Consider the following 17534-nt stretch of genomic DNA (forward strand, 5'->3'; position numbering starts at 1 on the left):
GGATTCTCGAATGTTGCGATGGACTACGCCAAGATCGGCCTTCCGCTTACCCGGCGCCTTCTTGCTGACGCTAATACTTGTTTCGCTCGCTGCGCCCCACGTTGCTTTGGCTCAAGTCAAGATCCCAGACGAAGCCGTCTTGGATCAGAGCGAAATTGCGCAACTAATCGCCGCTGGCGAACTGCTAGAAAAAGATGGTCGTTGGGCCGAGGCGCTCACGCATTTTGAAGATGCGGTACGAGCCTTCCCTGGAGTGGCTCCACTCAAAGAGAAGGTCGACACCGTTCGTCGTCGGTATGACGTCTCGCGTCGTTACGCCGATCGCAGCTTTGTCGGCGGGATGCGAAATCTGCCGGCCGATCAAGCATTGTCATTGTATGACGACCTGCTGACCAAGATTCAGTCTAACTATGTCGATTCGCCGCGTTGGTCAGATTTGGCCTACCGCGGTATGTTGCAGTTGGACGCCGCGCTGTTTGATCGCACGTTTCGTCAGGTCAACCTGCAAGGGTTGAGCGAAGAGCAGATTGCGGAACTTCGTCGTCAACTGTGGCAGACGGCGCAAATCGATCGTGTCCAAAATCGCTTCGATCTGCGTGCGTTGGCGCTGCAAGCGGGACAAGCCGCACAGAACGCCAGCGGTATGCCGGCGACTGCCGTCGTGTTGGAATTTATTTGCGGCGCTGCTGGTTCGCTTGACACCTACTCTTGCTTTTTGACGCCGGATCAACTGAACGAAGTATATTCGCAGATCGAAGGCAACTTTGTCGGCGTTGGGATCGAACTGAAAACGCAAGATGACGCGCTGTTAATCGTCCGTTCGATTCCGGGTAGCCCCGCCGCCAAAGCCGGCATATTGGATGGTGAGCGGATCGTTGCGGTCGAAGGAAGCACGATCGGCGATTTGGGAAGCGAAAAAGCGGCCGACATGCTAAAAGGTTTGATCGGCAGTTCAATCATCATGACGATTGCCGATGCGAACAACCAAACGCGCGACGTGGTGGTGACGCGCGATCGGATTGAAGTTCCGAGTGTCGACATCGTAAAAATGATCGAACCCGCAGCTGGCGTCGCCTACCTACGAATCGCCAGTTTCCAGAAAACGACCACGCGTGATCTGACTGCCGCATTATGGAATTTGCATCGCCAGGGGATGCAGGCGTTGGTGATTGATTTGCGAGGCAATCCCGGCGGCTTGCTCACCTCGTCGGTCGAAATCGCCGATCTATTTCTCGATCACGGCACGATCGTGTCGACGCGCGGTCGCAGCGCCGGCGAAGATTTTGACTATACCGCGCATCAAGCCGGCACCTGGCGGATGCCGCTGGTCGTGCTGATCGACGCTAACTCGGCCAGCGCCAGCGAGATTCTGGCCGGAGCGATCCATGACAATCAGCGTGGAACCATCGTCGGCCAACGCAGCTACGGCAAAGGCTCGGTCCAGGGGATCTTTCCGCTGGGGGTCGCTAACGCTGGCTTGCGTCTGACCACGGCCAAGTTTTTCTCCCCCAGCGGCCAAGCAATTGCTGATCGCGGCGTGACGCCGGACGTAATTGTTCGCAAAGTCGCCAAGCCGATCGGCGGCACGACCATCCTAGAATCAAAGACCGATGCGGCACTAGACGCTGGGCTCGAAGCAGCCCTGGTTCAACTGCAACCGGCCCAGATCTCGAACCGAGCGATTGGGCAACGATAGTTGCTGCCGACGTTTCTCCCCCTGACTGCGAATACTCAACGCCAGGATAGTGAATACTATCCTGGCGTTTTTCATGGAATCGCTGCGAACAATAGCGCCGATTCAGGATTTGATCGATGCGATCGCGAAACTAACCCTCGAGCTTCAGTTCGAGCGGTTCCGGCGCCGAATCGGTAATCTCGACTTTGAACGGCGAAGTGCTTGGACTGGCGTACTTCTTGGGCAGCAGGTTCGTCGGGGGCCCCAACTTGTCGAATGCTGCTTGCTCTTCATGGGGCGAAAGCCCTGCTGGAAGCTGATGAACTTCCTGCTTGCTAACGATCACTACATACTCGCCTGGCAGTGCTCCTGGGGGCTGCTGGTTAGACGAGAGATAGGTGGAAACTTGGAATTTGCCTTCCAAGTCGGTCGTGCCGCTGGCGGAGCGACCACTCGCTTCGTGAGGTACGAGAGTGACCGCAGCACCTTCGACCGGTCGACCTTTATATTGAACAGCGCCAGTGACGGCGAAGGTCACTGGCAAGTTGTCATTTCCGCAGCCGGTGAGCGTAGTGCAGAGGATCATCTGAACCACGAGAACGCTTATCCTACGCATTGCGAAACAGCTCCAGTACTTCAAGAGGGAAGCCCGTTAGGATTGCAAAGTCAGTGCGAATCGCTGCGTTGCGATTGACGCAGTTTGAGGAGTTCCACGGACCAGCGAAATGATTAGCCGGTCAGTAGCCTTGAGTCACATAGCCGTCCGATTTGTCGCCAAGTTGGGCGTACGTGAGCCGATCGAGCGTTTCCGTGATAAAATGAACCGACCCATCTCCAAAGACAAATTGGCAACCGCCGGGATGCAGCGATTTGAAGCCGAAGATCGCGTTGTAATTATTTGAGGCGTTTGAGTAGCACGAATTGGTGCCATACTTAGGATGGCCCGGACAAGTCGGCAGATTGATCGGCGCCGTCGTCGCGTACCAAAGCGATTCGGGCCACGCCCATCCCCAAGGGGTGAACTTGTTACAAGACAGCCGAATTTCGCCCATCATGATCGTATTCGAAGTTCCGTCGGTCTGGTCACGCAAGCGGGACGTATACATCGATCTCTTGCCGCGGCCAAACGGTCCAGAAACCGACAAATTTCCATAATCTGACCGAAGGTTCCCACGATTAAAAGGATCTTCGCCATCGTTGTTGGTATCGAGTCCCATCCCTGTCGGATACGCGCCGGTCGTCGTTAACAGGTTGCAACCTGCGCCTGAACCCAACTGATGGGCGCCAATGCTGGGCGCGTAACTCGTCCGGGCATATCCATGAGTGGGATCGGGGACTATGACATCCGGATCGCTGGGACACAGGTACGCCGGAATGAGATGCTTCCCTAATTCTAAACCATCATCGACGACATAGGTCGTCAGATTCGAGGTTGTCATATCCAGCTGATCGAAGAGCGCGTTTTGTTCAATATACGGGAGCAGTCCGGTCAATACCGTGATGTTGCGGCCTTTGGCGTGGGTATCGTTGTAACCGTTGGTCGGTAGCGTCTTGAGGGTGTCGTGATAGTTATGCAGCGACAGCCCCAACTGCTTCAGATTGTTTTGACAGGTCATGCGTCGCGCCGCTTCACGCGCTTGCTGGACTGCCGGCAGCAGCAAAGCGATCAACACGCCGATAATGGCGATGACGACCAACAATTCGACCAGCGTAAAACCGTCTTGCTTTTGGCGCGAACGTATCTTGCTGCAAGCGTGCATGAAAAGTCTCTTCGATCAAGTGAATCGGACCAAGAAAACGCCACCAAGAAAACGCCTTGGTTGTGAAAATACCACCCGCTCTGCAAACGCCAGTTCTGGGAGCAAGGGTTGCTGTAAAAGCAGCAAATACGCATTTGTTGCACCCCTTCGAAAGGCAGGGGCGTGGCCGCTCTTCGTGCCAGTAATGTCGGTATATCGTGTACAGAATCGAGCGTCAACAAAGCCTGCCGGCGCGATAGAAAGATTGGTGATTTCTTCTCGGCTTCTTCATGATCGCGATCTATCGATGCAGCAAGCTCCTGGTTTTCGCAGGTTTTACGCGCAACTGATTTGCGATTGATGGCGGAAGCCGATAGCAGCGCTGGGAGCTATCTCCTAGCAATCCCGCGCCCGTCGTTCGTGTTGTCAGTCAATGCGTCGGTCGGGTACGGGTTGGCATTTCCTCGCTATTCAGGCTAAATTGCGCAAGAGTTAAAATCGCAAACTACGCCAGCTCCCCCTTTTTCCCCAGCTTTGCTTTGATATTCGAGCGACTTGGCCAGCTAATTGCCCGCCGCTGGATCCTGATCATCGCGGTTTGGATCGCGCTGGCGGTGTGCGCAGTGATCGCACCTCCTCACTGGGACGATGTGACGCTGGACGGCGATTTCGCCTACTTGCCTGCTTCTTCGCCCTCGGTAATCGCCGAATCTCAACTGGCTGCCGCGTTTCCTGACCGGAAAGCGAAGAGCCAGATTGTGATAATCGCTTCGCGGCGTGACGAGCAACCACTCAGCGACGACCAATGGCGAGCGATCGATCGACTCGCTTCTCCGTTTCAAAACGCCCAAGGAATCGAGTGGCTTACCCAGGCCGAAGCGGCGACCGGCGACCAGCGAACCAAGTTGCTGGCTCGAGCCGAGGCCGCGCTGACCGAAGCTGAACTGCTCGATTACAACGCGGCGGCGCCGCTGTGGAATCTGGCGACGCTCGCCAAGCTGCAAGGCAATGACGCGGACGACCAACAGCAGAAAGCGCAGGCGATCGCGCTCGATCCCCAATTGCAAACCGAAACGGCGGCGATGTTGCCGGTGGATGCACCGGATTGGAAATTGTTCGACGTTTGGACGCGGCATACCGAAGTGGTGGGCAACATGCTGGTCGACCCTGAGCAAAAAGCGGGGCTGATCGTGTTGCAACTGACCAACGAGTTGGCGGCCACCGACAACATCCGGATCGTCGAGCAGATAGAAAAGCTAATCAATCGCCTGCGCGCCGAGATTCGCGCTGCCGGCGATACGCAACTTGAAATCGGCGTCACCGGCAGCGCTGCGATCGGCGGGGATATGCTGCTGGCCGCCAAAGAGAGTATCGCCAGCACCGAGTTTTACACGATTGCCCTGGTGATCCTCATTCTGCTGATCGTCTATCGCGCGCCTCTATTGGCGATGGCGCCGCTGCTGTCGATCGCCATCTCGCTTTGCGTCGCCACCTGGTTGGTTGCGGCGTTGACGCTGGTCGATCAATTGCCGGGCTTCGGCTGGTGGGATTTTGAGGTCTTTAAAACTTCCAAGATTTTTATCGTGGTGATCTTGTTTGGCGCGGGCACCGACTTTTGTCTATTTTTGATTTCGCGTTACAAGGAAGAATTAACCGCCTGCGGCGATCCTGGTGAAGCGGTCGTCAAAGCGCTGCACGGTACGGCCGATGCGATTTGCGGCAGCGCGCTGACGACGATCGTGGGGCTAGGGATGATGTTCTTCGCCGACTTCGGCAAGTTTCGGAATAGCGGCCCAGCGATCGCGCTCTGCTTGCTGGTGACGCTGGGCGTTTGTTTGACCTTTGCCCCAGCGCTGTTAAAAGCGCTGGGACGCAAAACGTTCTGGCCGATGTCGGTCGATGCGCTTCAGGCTCGACAGCACGACGCTCGCACCAACTTTTGGGAGTTCGTCGCCGCCGCCGTCAGCCAGCGACCCGGCTTGCTGTTAATCCTGACTGTCAGCGTACTACTGATCCCGGCTTGGAAGCCGATCTGGATGCGGATTACTACGGGACAAGCGGTCGAAGTCTCCTACGATCTGCTAAATGACTTGCCTGATGATCGACTCGCCAAACAAGGCGCCAAGCAATTGGCGCGGTTCTTTCCGATCGGTCAGGCGAACCCCATCGTCGTGATGGCGAAAACCAACTCCGGCGACTTTGAGTCGAAGGCCGGGGGCCAAGTGATCGAGCAATTGACCGCGCAACTATTCGCCGCCGATCCGCGCGTGGTCAAAGTCTACAGCAGCGAAAATCCGCTGGGAAACAAGCCAGGCCGCATCTCGGTGCTGACTTCAGAATTGTTTCTGAAAAACCATATCCGCACCCGCGAACAGTTTCTGCCGCAAACGCCGCAGTTCCGTGGCAAAGCAGCTTTGTTTCGCGTGGTAGTCGATGAAAACCCGTTTTCGCTCGCTGCGATTTCGTCGGTCGAAAAAGTAGAAAAAACGCTCGCCCAGTTTCGCATTAACGCATCCAGCGGTTGGCAGGAGACGCAGTTTTTTATCTCCGGCACAACTGCCGGCGTGCGTGACCTGCGCAGCGTCACCAAAAGCGATTCACAGCGGATCGAAGTGCTGGTCGTGCTGGGAGTCGCCGCCGTGTTGCTGCTGATCCTGCGGCGTCCGGTCGTCTGCGCGTACATGATCGCATCCGTGTTGCTTAGCTATTATGCGACACTAGGGCTGACCGAGTGGTTCTTCGCCGCGATGTTTCCGAACACCTTTCAGGGGTTGGACTGGAAGGCGCCGTTGTTTTTGTTTGTCATCCTGATCGCCGTCGGCCAAGACTACAACATCTACTTGGCGACGCGCGTCTTTGAAGAGCAGCGCCGGCTGGGTCCCGCCGCCGGCTTGCGATCGGCGATCCGGCATACCGGCGGCATCATCTCTAGCTGCGGCGTGATTATGGCCGGCACCTTTGTCGCGATGTGCTTTGGCGAACTGCTGGCGATCGGCGAAATTGGGTTCTCACTGACCGTCGGCATTTTGGTCGACACGTTTATCGTGCGGACGGTGATGATGCCATGCTTCTTGACGCTGTGGACGCGGCGAGATGAACCGACATCCTAGTCTGCTGTTACCTGCGCGGAGGGGGAGATCCAGATCCGCCGGGAGCACGCTCTGCGGGGCCTCTTGATTCTGGACGGCGATTGTTACCGTTAGGGCCGTTGACTCTGCGGCCTGGTCCCCGCTGAAAGTCCTCGGACGGCGTTCCGCGATAGGCACGCGGGATGACGGGCCAATGCTGCGTCAAAAAGTAAGCGTAGGTACCTGCGGGGTACTCGGGCGTGATGCCAAAGCGGCCATTGCACTCATCCAACCCACCTTTGCCGGCGACATACTCGTAGTCGGCAAGGAATGTGCCGTCGTACTTTCCTCCGGGGCCGCGATCGCCGCCGGGACGTGATCCCTTTTTGGTTTGGTAGCTGGAATCAAGCTCGATGATCGCGCTGCCAGCGTCTTGCGGGTCTTGGTAGCCATACAACGCATAAATCGGAAAACCATCCGCGGCCCAGCCAATGATCGGCGAATGAGCTTTGCGACTGACTTTCAGCTCTTTCAGAAAGTCGCTCGGCAGTCCGTGATAATGATAGGCGCCGTTGGGCTGTACGTGCGCGTGATTCGCGTCGATCCCCAGCGGTACGGCGCCAGAGAGCGCTTCGTATTGCCAACCGCCGTCGGGGTTGCCCTGATACCATTCGGCGGCGCCGGGATCCAAGGGAACGCCGTTGATGCAAATGCCAAAGCTTTGTCGGATCAGCGGCGTGATCTGGTCAGCCGCTTTTGGCTGAGCAGGGACGCGATAGATGTATCGTTGGACTTCGATTTGGTGCGGATTGCCTCGGTTAGGAAATTGACCTGTCTTGTGATCCGGGATCCCATTGGCCGAGATCACGCGATCGGGGCCAACCATCTCGATCTGCACACGAGTGGGCCCAATCGGCGCTTCGGTTGCCGGAACCAACTGCAGCGGACGCATCTGCTTCGCCAAATGATGACGCAGCGGCGGGCCAAACTGGGCAATCGCCAGCCCGGTGATCAGAGTCAGGCAAACCAACGACAGGGCAAACAGGAGGCGTTTCCGTGACATCGGATTCTCTGGCAGAGGTAGGGGAGGGAATTGCTACTGTTTTTGCAGTATAGCGTTCAAGTTGGGTGGAGTCGACAGAAAAGCTACCTGAAGGAGGGCGATTTTTTCTCATCGCTAGTGATTGCGGGAGAGGCTAGGAGGCTTCTTTCGATTCGGTCGTCTGCGTCGATCGCAGCCGGGCGATATAGTCGTGAAGCGTTTGAACTTCGGGCGGATGTTCCAGCTGCAACACGATGACGTACGACCGGGCGGCGTCCGGATGCTGACGAAGAAGCGCCTCGGCTTGAAGGCAAAACTGGTCGGCTGTTAGCAGCGCTGACGCTGATTCCGTGACGAACATTTCGGACCGCTCGACACAGATGATTTCGAATTCCGCCAGGCAATCTTGCTGCGACACGCCTGGCAATCGAATCGCGATGATATCGGACCTGGGTTCTCTTTCCGTCGGTAGCGACATGAAAACGGACGAGATCGGCTGCGAGTCGGCGAATCCTTCCCGGGTAACAATCATCTTCCAGGTTTCTCCTGCCGTCGTCGTGGTAAAGGGGCAGCCGCTGGAATCGTTCGTGATCTCAATTGTCAGTTGAAGCTGATTAAGTCGGCCGATGTTGGTGGAGATGATCGCCTGCCGCCGAGCGTTTTGCAACCCGAAGAATAATGCCAGCAGTACGCCCAGTAGCGAGATGAAGACAACGATCCTAATCGCCCACCGGACGCGAAACAGAGCGACGCTATTGTCCATCAAACTAATCCACCATAAACGCGAGGCATTCGTCCGGTGGAGTCTCAGTCGTGCCCAAGTTAACAATTCCATTGTGACACGGTGCACAAAACAATAAGCCGATTAGGCGTACTTTCAGCCAGCGACTCTTGCGAGAATGGACGCAGTCATTTGCAGCGATGTCGTCACGGCGATCGAACCGTTTTCCAGGCTCATCTGATTGCTCAGATATTGGGTGACCAAACACACGCATTTGAGTGACTGACATCGTTTTGTGACAATCTTCGCAGCGATCAATGTACCAGCACCAGTCGACCGCCGAAAACCAAAGAACCGGCAGCACGAACAGAAGGAGAATCGCCGCAGTGATGAAAAGTGGCCGACGTCGCATAGGCATCGGTTAATTTCCGATTGGGGGAATAACAGTTCGCTGCCGAGCGGGCCGCAGTCGCCACTATAGGGATTTCTGTTCCAAGGAGCCACAATTTGGCGACTCGGCTAGCTGACCGCCGCTTCGCCAAGTGGTACAAAGTACGTTGATTCTAAGAGTTGCCGCACTTGCGAGCCTGTCATGCAGCCCCAGGCCTGCGTCGCGCGGAACGTGTTTCTTTTTCAGGCAAAGGGGAATTTGAGTGACACCCAAAGAAGTACTAGCACTGTGTCGTGAAAAAGATGTCAAAGCGGTCGACTTCCGCTTTATGGATTTCCCCGGCCTTTGGCAGCACACCACCATTCCGGTCGGCAAGCTGGTCGAAGATATTTTTGAAGATGGGCTTGGCTTTGACGGCTCTAGCATTCGCGGTTGGCAAGCGATCAACGAAAGCGACATGCTGATCGTTCCCCAGGCCGATACCGCGTTCCTCGATCCGTTCTGCACGCTGCCGACTTTGGTTTTGATCTGTAACATCCAAGATCCGATCACTCGCGAAGATTACTCGCGCGACCCGCGCAATGTTGCCCGGAAAGCGGTTAACTATCTCCGCTCGACCGGCATCGCCGATAAAGCTTATTTTGGTCCCGAGGCCGAGTTCTTTGTCTTTGACGACGTGCGGTTTGACCAGAACGCACACCAAGGTTTTTACTTCCTTGACAGTTGCGAAGGAGAGTGGAACCGCGGCCGCGACGAAGGTCCGAACCTGGGCTACAAGCTGCGTCACAAGGAAGGTTACTTTCCGGTGCCGCCGTCCGATCAGATGATGGACATTCGCAACGAGATGATGCAGACAATGATCGAGTGCGGGCTCGACGTTGAGTGTCAGCATCACGAAGTCGCCACCGGCGGCCAGTGCGAGATTGACTTGAAGTTTCAAGAGATGGTCAAAATGGCGGACCAGATGTTGATCTACAAGTACATCGTTAAGAACGTCGCCAAGAAGTATGGCAAAACGGCGACCTTCATGCCCAAACCGATGTTTGGCGATAACGGCAGCGGCATGCATACGCACTTATCCTTCTGGAAAGAAGACACGTTGATGGCCGGCAGCGGTTACGCCGGGCTCAGCGAAACAGCTCTCTACATGATCGGCGGCATCTTGAAGCATGCTCCCGCTTTGTTGGCGTTCACCAACCCCACAACCAACAGCTACAAGCGATTGGTGCCGGGCTACGAAGCGCCGGTCAACCTGGCTTACTCGCAGCGGAATCGCTCGGCATCGTGCCGAATTCCGATGTACAGCCCCAGTCCCAAGGCCAAACGAATCGAGTTCCGCTGTCCCGATCCAAGTTGCAATCCGTATCTGGCGTTCGCCGCGTTGACGATGGCCGCGATCGACGGGATTCAAAACAAGATCGATCCCGGCGAACCGCTCGACAAAGATATCTACGATTTGCCGCCTGAGGAAATGGCCGCCGTCCCCAAGACGCCGGGCAGTCTCGAAGACGCACTAGTCGCGCTGCAAGAGGATCACGACTTCCTGCTGAAGGGAGACGTGTTCACGCAAGATGTGATCGACACGTGGATTCACTACAAACTGAAGTACGAATCAGACGCGATCCGGTTACGTCCGCATCCGTATGAGTTTTGCATGTACTACGACATTTAATACGGAATGCGGAAGAATGTAACGAAAACGCCGGCCAATTGGGTCGGCGTTTTTTTTGCGCTCTTCCGTAATCCGATTGCGGCAAATTGTCCTGTCGCAATCGGCATAGGCGTTATGATCGGCGCTAAGTCGGATCAAAGTTACGAGAGGTGATCACCGATTAGCCAGCTTTGAGTTATTTCGATTCTGCCTGGATTTTTCTTGCTCATTGTTTCCGGAGGTATATCTCTTTGTTGTCACACTCTCCCACTTCCGTGATTTCAGGACCTAGCCCCGATGAAGATTCAAACGAAGTTGTTAGCGATCCTTTCGCTGTTAATGCTCGGCGTTGTCGCATTCGCCTGGCAAGCGTATCGCAGCAGCGTGGTAATATCTGCCGATGCCGCCGATGTACGACGCATGGCCGAGGTATCGATTGCAATCGGTAACCTGTTGCACCAGACGCAACGCGAACGCGGCATGTCGGCAGGCTATCTCGGCAGCGCCGGCGCTCAATTCGCAGACGAGTTGCCGATTCAGCAGAAAGAGACCGATCGAAGTTTGATCGAATTGCAAGAGACGCTCCACGCTGTGAGCGCGGATCTTGATCCCCAGGTTGTCGAACGTAGCAAAGCTGCGATCACGAAATTGAATCAACTGCGGGATTATCGACAGAAGATCACCTCGCAAAACATTCCAGCGCCCCAAGCAATCGCCTACTACACCGAGGCCAACAAATTGCTGATGGATGCCGTTGCCTCCAACGTCTTTGGGGTCGCTAACGGTCCGCTGCAGCGCCGATTGAATTCCTATCTTCACTTGCTGATGGCGAAAGAGCAGGCAGGCATCGAGCGTGCCGTGCTGGCGAAAGCATTTGGCAGTGATGCGATGAATCGTGACGAATTTGTCCGTCTGGTCGAACTGATTACGATCCAAGCGGCTTACCTCAATGACTTTAGAGTGAGCGCTTCGACTGCGCTGGTTACCTCTTTGGCCAATGCACAAGATGCAGACGTTTCGCAAGCAGTCAATAGTTTCCGTGAGATTGCGCTAAAGAACGCCGAAGCAGGCCAATTTGCCGTGGCCGCACCGCAATGGTTTGCTGCGAAGACCGCTCAGATTGATCTCTATAAATCGATTGAAGAGGCGACCTCCGCCGACATCCTGCAAGCGTCCGAGCAATTACGAGCAAGCTCCAGCTTTGTCGCGTGGCGAACCTTAACGGCCGCGCTGCTAACGATTGGCATTTGCTGCGGCGGATCGGTCTGGATTTTGCGTACGCTACGCAGTCGCTTCGCCAGGCTGGTAGGCGGGATGCGAGACATCGCAGAAGGGGATTCTGATCTCCGCAAGCGTTTGCCTGGGTCCAGTGATGAGTTTGGCGAAGTCGCAAACTGGTTTAATGTGTTCGCTACGCGCTTACAAGCGTTGGTCGGCAACGTCCGTACAAATTCGACAACGCTCAACCACTCGGCGAGCGAGTTGACCGCGACTGCTAACATGCTGTCGAGCGGAGTGCGAAATGCTAGGACCTCTACATCCACCATGGCAGCCGCTGCTGAGGAAATGAGCGCCAGCTTGGCACAATTAGACGCGACTTGCAAAAGCATCAGCACCAACATCAACGGGGTCGCCGGCAACATCGGCGACATGGCTGACTCGGTGCGTGAGATCGCATCCAACGCCGAGCAAACCGCCGCGACGACCGATGGAGTATCGCGCATCGTGGGTCGTAGTAACGAGAAGATCGCCCAACTTAGCCGCGAAGCGGACGGCATCGGCAAGGTGGTGGTCGTCATCCGTGACATCGCCGAGCAAACAAATCTGCTCGCGTTAAACGCAACAATCGAAGCAGCTCGAGCCGGCGAGTCGGGCAAAGGTTTTGCCGTGGTCGCGACCGAAGTGAAATTGCTCGCCCAGCAAACGGCCACCGCGACCGAAGAGATCCGCCGTCAGGTCGAAGCGATCCAAGCGGCGGCTGCGGAATCGGTCACTTCGATTACCGAAATCACCGGCGCCATCGGCTCGGTCAGTTCCGCAGCTCGTACGATCGCGGCCGCTGTCGAGGAGCAAAGTACCGCGACACGGCAGATCTCTTCCTCGGTGCAAGAGACAGTTAGTGCGGTGACGGCGCTGACGATTGGCATCACTGAGTCGGCAGCAGCGAGCGGCGAAATCTCGCGTGGATTGACCAGCGTTGATTCGGTGATTGCAGAAACATCGGCAGCCGCCCAGCAAACTGACAGTTCAAGCTCTTCGCTGAAGAACCTGGCGACCGGATTGGAATCGCTCGTCGTCGAGTTCACCACCTAACGCAACGCAAATCAGACAAGCGGCAAAGAGGGCGTCGATGCAAGTCGACGCCCCTTTTTTTATGGAGTCGTATCTTGGAAAGCTAGTTGGGAAGCATTTCCTTAAAGACGATTCGCCGCGACAGGCAGCGGAATGGTTGTGTTGACATTGTTGATCCGGTCCGAGACATGGGTGCCGGCAGGCCAGAACAGGAACCAATCCTTGCGAGCATCCGCCGGCTTTAGATTTTCAACCTTTGTTACGACAAACTGATAGTCGATGCGGGGTTGAAAATTTAGCTTTGCCTGATGCATTTCTCCTTGTGCCGGATAGATCAAATCGCCATGTTCGCCGATCTCGGTTACTTCCCAGGTTTCGACCGGTTCTTTCATCCCGGCCTGGCGCGCGACCCGTTTGACGACCAATGCTTGCGGCGGGGCTAGAACCGTGATCTCTATCGTGACAATACTGACTTGATTTTGATTGGTCGCGACCAGCAAATAGGCGTCTCGGCCTAAATATTGAGTCGGGAGAGGATCGCTCCATTTCCAAGGAATCTGCGGACTTAGTTTCCAGTCGGGATCTTGGTACTCTGCGACTCCGATCAGGTTTGTACTGACAAAACGGTCAAAGATGTTCTCGCTGAGTTGCGTCCAGTCTGCATGCGGCAAGAGACTTCCTGTCCCATATTGCTGGCGCCCATTGATAGGCGGCGCATACGCATAGTTGGCGCTCTGGGCCCCTTTGGCTGCGTGAAATTTGACCAACAGTTCTGGCTGCTGAACATAGCGTCGCCAGCGGCGCCAAGGGATCTCGCCGGCCTGCTTGGGCTCTAGGATCTCGAAGACCTCGCGACTGTCGATCACCTGTGGTGGATCGGTCGCAGGGTGTTGGCCGTTGACGTTGCCCTGATTGTCGAACTCGGCAATTGGACCTGGGTAAAACGTGGCGTCAACTTCTAGGTCAAAGCGAAGATTGCGATACGATGCAATTTGGCTTTGGTTGGCGCTGGAAATCTGTTGAACGTCAGGCGCCGCAGAAATGCAACTACATAGCAGCGCAAATGAGACGAGCATGTCGGGGTCTCCTGATGCGAAAGGAGCAAGGAAGAGAAACGCTGCTTGGGGTGAGCGGCGCCCCTTTATCCTAGAGCTTTGTCTGCTGCGATGCAAATTTTAATGATAGATCGGAGCTACCGGCCAAACGCTTCCCGATTCGCTTGCAAAAACGCCTTGCCGTCGGTTGTATCGGGTTCGATCGTTGTTCCTTCCCACCATTCGTTCCAGCTTGTGATTAGGTAGATCGAGCCGATGCCGTTTCCCACCGGTTTCTTCGGCAGGTCACGCATCAGCTGGATCATCGCTTGGTAATCTTGCGGTGTGCCTGTCAATGTGCGTTTGCCGCGGAAGTCGTGATACTTGGGCATCAACGTGGGGCAAAAGATGGTCTCCTGCGCCCAAGTCGCGAAGACCGGCAGTGCTTCGCGGCGCATGTAGTCAATCGCTGGCTCTCTATCTTTCACCAGGTCGCTTTCAAACATGTTGTAAGCGGTGTAAGCATCGAACAGCGGCTGACCATCGCGCAGTCCATTCTCGGCAGTCGCCGGATCTTTTTGAGCGCCCAAGATAAACGCCTCATCGGCGATGAAATAAAACTGCTGTCCGACGGCGGTTTGAATTTGCGCTAGTAGCTTTGCATTGAAGTTGCGAAACGTGCGGGTTACATACAAGACGATGACGGGGCGCCCATCGATTTTCAAATAGCGATCGTCGCCGCAGAACTGCTTGTTCAAATAAGCCAAATCCTCTTGAAATTTCTGCACGACGCGCCGCTGCGAGAAGTCGATGCGTTCATCGGTATTACCATCCGCCGCATCCAGTCGTCCTAGCGACTCGTAGATGAACGCATGCTTCAGCTGGTTGGCATTCTCGGCCTGAAGATAACCGGAGCGAAAATGCTGGTCGGTCATATCCTGCGGACCACCCCAAGAGACAACGAATCCGTCGAGCCCCGCCGCTTTCGCCCAGTCGATATGTTGGGCCGCGATTTTTGCATCGTCGGTTCCATAGTTGCCGAGCGTCGGCTCTCCAAAGTAACCATGCCGCGTCCAATCTCCCTGTTGGTACCACGGATAGTAGTAGGCCAGCACCAGATCTCTTGCAGGTTCGGCGGCCGACAGCGTTACGGGAAAGCTTCCCCAGCAGATCAAGAGCAACAGCAGAGAGGTGGTGAAACGTTTCATAAGGCGAACCAAAAGGGGGCGAGTAGAGCAGAGGGCGTGCTGCTAAGGTAATAGCCGATCAAGGTGAAAAGTTACGAGAAATATCGAGACTAACGTCGCTCGCAAATGATGGCGAGCAGCTGCCGCGTGCGCTACAATAGCAAGCAACTCATTCCTTCTATCCTGTCCAATAAGTTGCCAACCAGGGGAAGTCTGCATGTCGGATCTGGAAGATGGCCAGTCGGTAGAAATGAAAGGCTCCGGCGCCAAACCGTACGTTTTGAAGAACGTGGGCGGAGTCTACTCATGTACATGTCCCGCGTGGCGAAACCAGTCGGTCGCGATCGAAACGCGCACTTGCAAGCATCTGCGCAAGCTGCGCGGCGACGCTGCCGAGCTGGCGCGGATCGGCGGCGCATTGCCGGCCAAGCCGATCAAATCGCCGAGCGCCAAAGAGGGCCCACCGCTGCTGTTGGCGCAGTCTTGGGACAACTCGGCCGATCTGTCGGATTGGTGGATGAGCGAAAAGCTGGATGGCGTTCGCGCTTATTGGGATGGCCAAAAGTTTCTCTCCCGGCAGGGCAATGAGTATCATGCACCCGATTGGTTTGTCGCGGGTTTTCCAGACGCGCCGCTGGATGGTGAGCTTTGGATCGACCGCGGCAAGTTTCAACGAACCATCAGCGTCGTCCGTCGACAAGACAAAAGCGAGCATTGGCGCGAGGTCCGATTTTTGGCGTTCGACGCGCCGGCGATCGATGCTCCGTTTGAACAGCGGTTACAGTTTTTGCATAAAATGCTTCGCCCCGAGAAGTTTGAGTTCGCTAGCGTGCATGCGCACCAGCGCTGTACCGGCGCCGCGCATCTGCAGGCCGAACTGGTCCGCATCAATGCGCTGGGCGGCGAAGGGCTCATGCTCCGCGAGCCAGGCTCCAAGTACGAAATCGGTCGCTCCTGTTCATTGCTCAAAGTCAAAACCTTTCACGACGCCGAAGCCGTCGTCATCGCGCATCAGCCGGGCAAAGGGAAGCACAAAGGTCGACTCGGCGCGCTCACCGTGCAAATGCCGGATGGGACCGAGTTCTCGGTCGGCACCGGGTTCTCTGACGCGCAGCGCGGCGCTCCGCCAGAGCTCGGCAGCGTCATTACTTATCGCTATCAAGAGCTTTCGGATGGCGGCGTTCCGCGGTTTCCCTCTTTCGTACGCTTTAGCGAGAATCAATCTGGCGCTGTGAAAATTGACCCGCCCAAAAAGGCCGCTGCCGCAACCAAGTCGGCTGCTCCTCCGGCGCCTAGCTCCGCTACCCATGAAAAACGATACTTTGAATTGGTCGACGGCAAATCGAGTAAGTTTTGGGAAATTGAAACCGCCGCGTTGACAGGCGCCGGCGTGAAAGTGACTGTCCGCTATGGTCGCATCGGCGCCGCCGGCACGACCAACGTCAAAGAGTTCGCCGACGCGTCCGCCGCACACAAGCATGCTGCTAAACTGGTCGCGGATAAGACAGCGAAAGGGTATGAAGAGCAGTAGTCGCACGTTGCGCCCTGCTGCCGCTGTTCACTCATTGCAAAGTCAGTCTCGATGGATCTCACCGCGCCGGCCGTTTTGTTCCCCGCGATCTCGTTGTTGCTATTGGCCTATACCAATCGCTTTTTGGCGTTGGCCTCGTTGATTCGTAATTTGCACGATCGCTATCAGGCCAACCCCGATCAGTTGATCGTCGCTCAGATCAGCAACCTGCGGCTGCGGGTAATCTTGATTCGCAACATGCAGGCCTGCGGCACGCTTAGTTTGCTGCTTTGCACGATCTGCATGCTGGTCTTGTTCTTTGATCAGTTGCTGATCGCCAAGCTAATGTTTGGGGTGAGCCTATTGCTGATGGTCCTCTCGCTGGCGATCTCGATCTATGAGATCCAAATCTCGGTCGACGCGCTCAACTTGCAACTGCGCAACTTGGAAAATCGCGATCCGAGCAATCCATAGAGAGAAGATAGAACACGGCATCCCTGTTCGATGCTTCATAAATTGCCAACCGGCGCAACTGCAGCGGGCCGCTTAATCTTCGTCGTCTTCGGCGGCTTTGCTCTTCTTCTTGTCGACCGAATCGCGGCGAAAGACGGCGACCACATCTTCGATCGGGATCACAAAGAGCTGATTGTCGGCTTCAAAATCGACCGGAATCGCATCCTTGGGATGGAACAGGATCTTGTCGTACTGTCGCAGCGGGAAATCGGAGTTGTTCTCAATCTGAGTCGAGATCGCGACGATGCGGCCGGTAATCGTCGGGATTTCGGCCTGATCCGGCAGAGCGATCCCCCCCTTTGTCTCTCGTTTCGGCTCATCTTTGCGCACGAGGACTCGGGCGCCGATCGGTTCGACGTATTCGATTACTTTGCTGCGGGTTTTTGCGGCCATAGTCACATTTCAGAGGATCAAAGTCGCCAAACGATCTACGGTAATTCTTTTCCGATTTTGCAACAAGACAACGGCCTCGCGTAAGTTGCCGCAAATTCGAACCTTCGCCCGCGGCAAGGCGTCTGAAAAAGGAGAAAATCAGCTCCCAATCTGCGATCATGCGGGCAGGCGGGCCGATATCGCATCTATTGACGATAAAACGACTTATCCCATTGGGTTGCGAACCAAAAAGCAAAAAATCACGCTTGCCGGGCCCTTGACGAGGCCACAAGCAAAGTCCTAAACTTGGAAACTTCCAAAGCAGAGCCTGGTCCCGTT

The 17534-nt window shown here is 55.8% G+C and carries 13 protein-coding genes; 6 read left to right on the forward strand and 7 right to left on the reverse strand.

The window, feature by feature from the left end:
• The first annotated feature begins 10 nt into the window (after positions 1 to 10).
• Entirely contained in the window at positions 11 to 1696 is a 1686-nt protein-coding gene (locus SH421x_RS01235; protein WP_488853483.1) for a S41 family peptidase, read from the forward strand.
• 130 nt (positions 1697 to 1826) lie between these two features.
• Here SH421x_RS01235 and SH421x_RS01240 read toward each other — a convergent pair whose 3' ends face one another.
• On the reverse strand, positions 1827 to 2270 hold the full coding sequence (locus SH421x_RS01240; RefSeq protein WP_488853484.1) for a carboxypeptidase-like regulatory domain-containing protein: 444 nt from the start codon (positions 2268 to 2270) through the stop codon (positions 1827 to 1829).
• 142 nt (positions 2271 to 2412) lie between these two features.
• On the reverse strand, positions 2413 to 3435 hold the full coding sequence (locus SH421x_RS01245; protein WP_488853485.1) for a DUF1559 family PulG-like putative transporter: 1023 nt from the start codon (positions 3433 to 3435) through the stop codon (positions 2413 to 2415).
• 518 nt (positions 3436 to 3953) lie between these two features.
• Between SH421x_RS01245 and SH421x_RS01250 the strand changes: the two genes are divergently transcribed.
• Positions 3954 to 6524, forward strand: coding sequence for an MMPL family transporter (locus tag SH421x_RS01250; RefSeq protein ID WP_488853486.1), 2571 nt, complete (start codon positions 3954 to 3956; stop codon positions 6522 to 6524).
• 7 nt (positions 6525 to 6531) lie between these two features.
• Here SH421x_RS01250 and SH421x_RS01255 read toward each other — a convergent pair whose 3' ends face one another.
• A complete protein-coding gene (locus SH421x_RS01255) occupies positions 6532 to 7545 on the reverse strand; it encodes a YHYH protein (protein ID WP_488853487.1) in 1014 nt (337 codons plus the stop codon).
• A 133-nt stretch (positions 7546 to 7678) separates the two neighbouring features.
• Positions 7679 to 8287, reverse strand: a complete 609-nt coding sequence (locus tag SH421x_RS01260; protein ID WP_488853488.1) for a hypothetical protein — start codon at positions 8285 to 8287, stop codon at positions 7679 to 7681.
• Positions 8288 to 8898: 611 nt separating this feature from the next.
• Between SH421x_RS01260 and glnA the strand changes: the two genes are divergently transcribed.
• Together glnA and SH421x_RS01270 are read left to right on the forward strand one after the other, a co-directional pair.
• Positions 8899 to 10308 (forward strand): type I glutamate--ammonia ligase, encoded by a 1410-nt coding sequence (glnA, locus tag SH421x_RS01265; RefSeq protein WP_488853489.1) that lies wholly within the window; start codon positions 8899 to 8901, stop codon positions 10306 to 10308.
• 276 nt (positions 10309 to 10584) lie between these two features.
• A complete protein-coding gene (locus SH421x_RS01270) occupies positions 10585 to 12600 on the forward strand; it encodes a methyl-accepting chemotaxis protein (protein WP_488853490.1) in 2016 nt (671 codons plus the stop codon).
• Between the two features lie 101 nt (positions 12601 to 12701).
• On the opposite strand, the gene SH421x_RS01275 is transcribed toward SH421x_RS01270, so the two are convergent.
• Both SH421x_RS01275 and SH421x_RS01280 read right to left on the reverse strand, forming a co-directional pair.
• Positions 12702 to 13655 carry a hypothetical protein gene (locus tag SH421x_RS01275; protein WP_488853491.1) on the reverse strand — a complete coding sequence of 318 codons (954 nt, stop codon included), beginning with the start codon at positions 13653 to 13655 and terminating at the stop codon, positions 12702 to 12704.
• Between the two features lie 116 nt (positions 13656 to 13771).
• Complete coding sequence (locus tag SH421x_RS01280) at positions 13772 to 14821, reverse strand: glycoside hydrolase family 99-like domain-containing protein (protein WP_488853492.1); 1050 nt, start codon at positions 14819 to 14821, stop codon at positions 13772 to 13774.
• A 196-nt stretch (positions 14822 to 15017) separates the two neighbouring features.
• Here SH421x_RS01280 and SH421x_RS01285 point away from each other — a divergent pair, with 196 nt between their 5' ends.
• Together SH421x_RS01285 and SH421x_RS01290 are read left to right on the forward strand one after the other, a co-directional pair.
• On the forward strand, positions 15018 to 16331 hold the full coding sequence (locus tag SH421x_RS01285) for a DNA ligase (RefSeq protein ID WP_488853493.1): 1314 nt from the start codon (positions 15018 to 15020) through the stop codon (positions 16329 to 16331).
• 51 nt (positions 16332 to 16382) lie between these two features.
• Positions 16383 to 16784, forward strand: coding sequence for a DUF2721 domain-containing protein (locus SH421x_RS01290; RefSeq protein ID WP_488853494.1), 402 nt, complete (start codon positions 16383 to 16385; stop codon positions 16782 to 16784).
• Between the two features lie 72 nt (positions 16785 to 16856).
• Here the strand turns inward: SH421x_RS01290 and SH421x_RS01295 are convergent, their stop codons facing one another.
• The gene (locus tag SH421x_RS01295) at positions 16857 to 17216 is read right to left on the reverse strand and encodes a co-chaperone GroES (RefSeq protein ID WP_488853495.1); all 360 of its coding nucleotides are present in this window, start codon (positions 17214 to 17216) and stop codon (positions 16857 to 16859) included.
• Positions 17217 to 17534 lie beyond the last annotated feature (318 nt).

This window comes from Blastopirellula sp. SH421, from assembly GCF_057808535.1.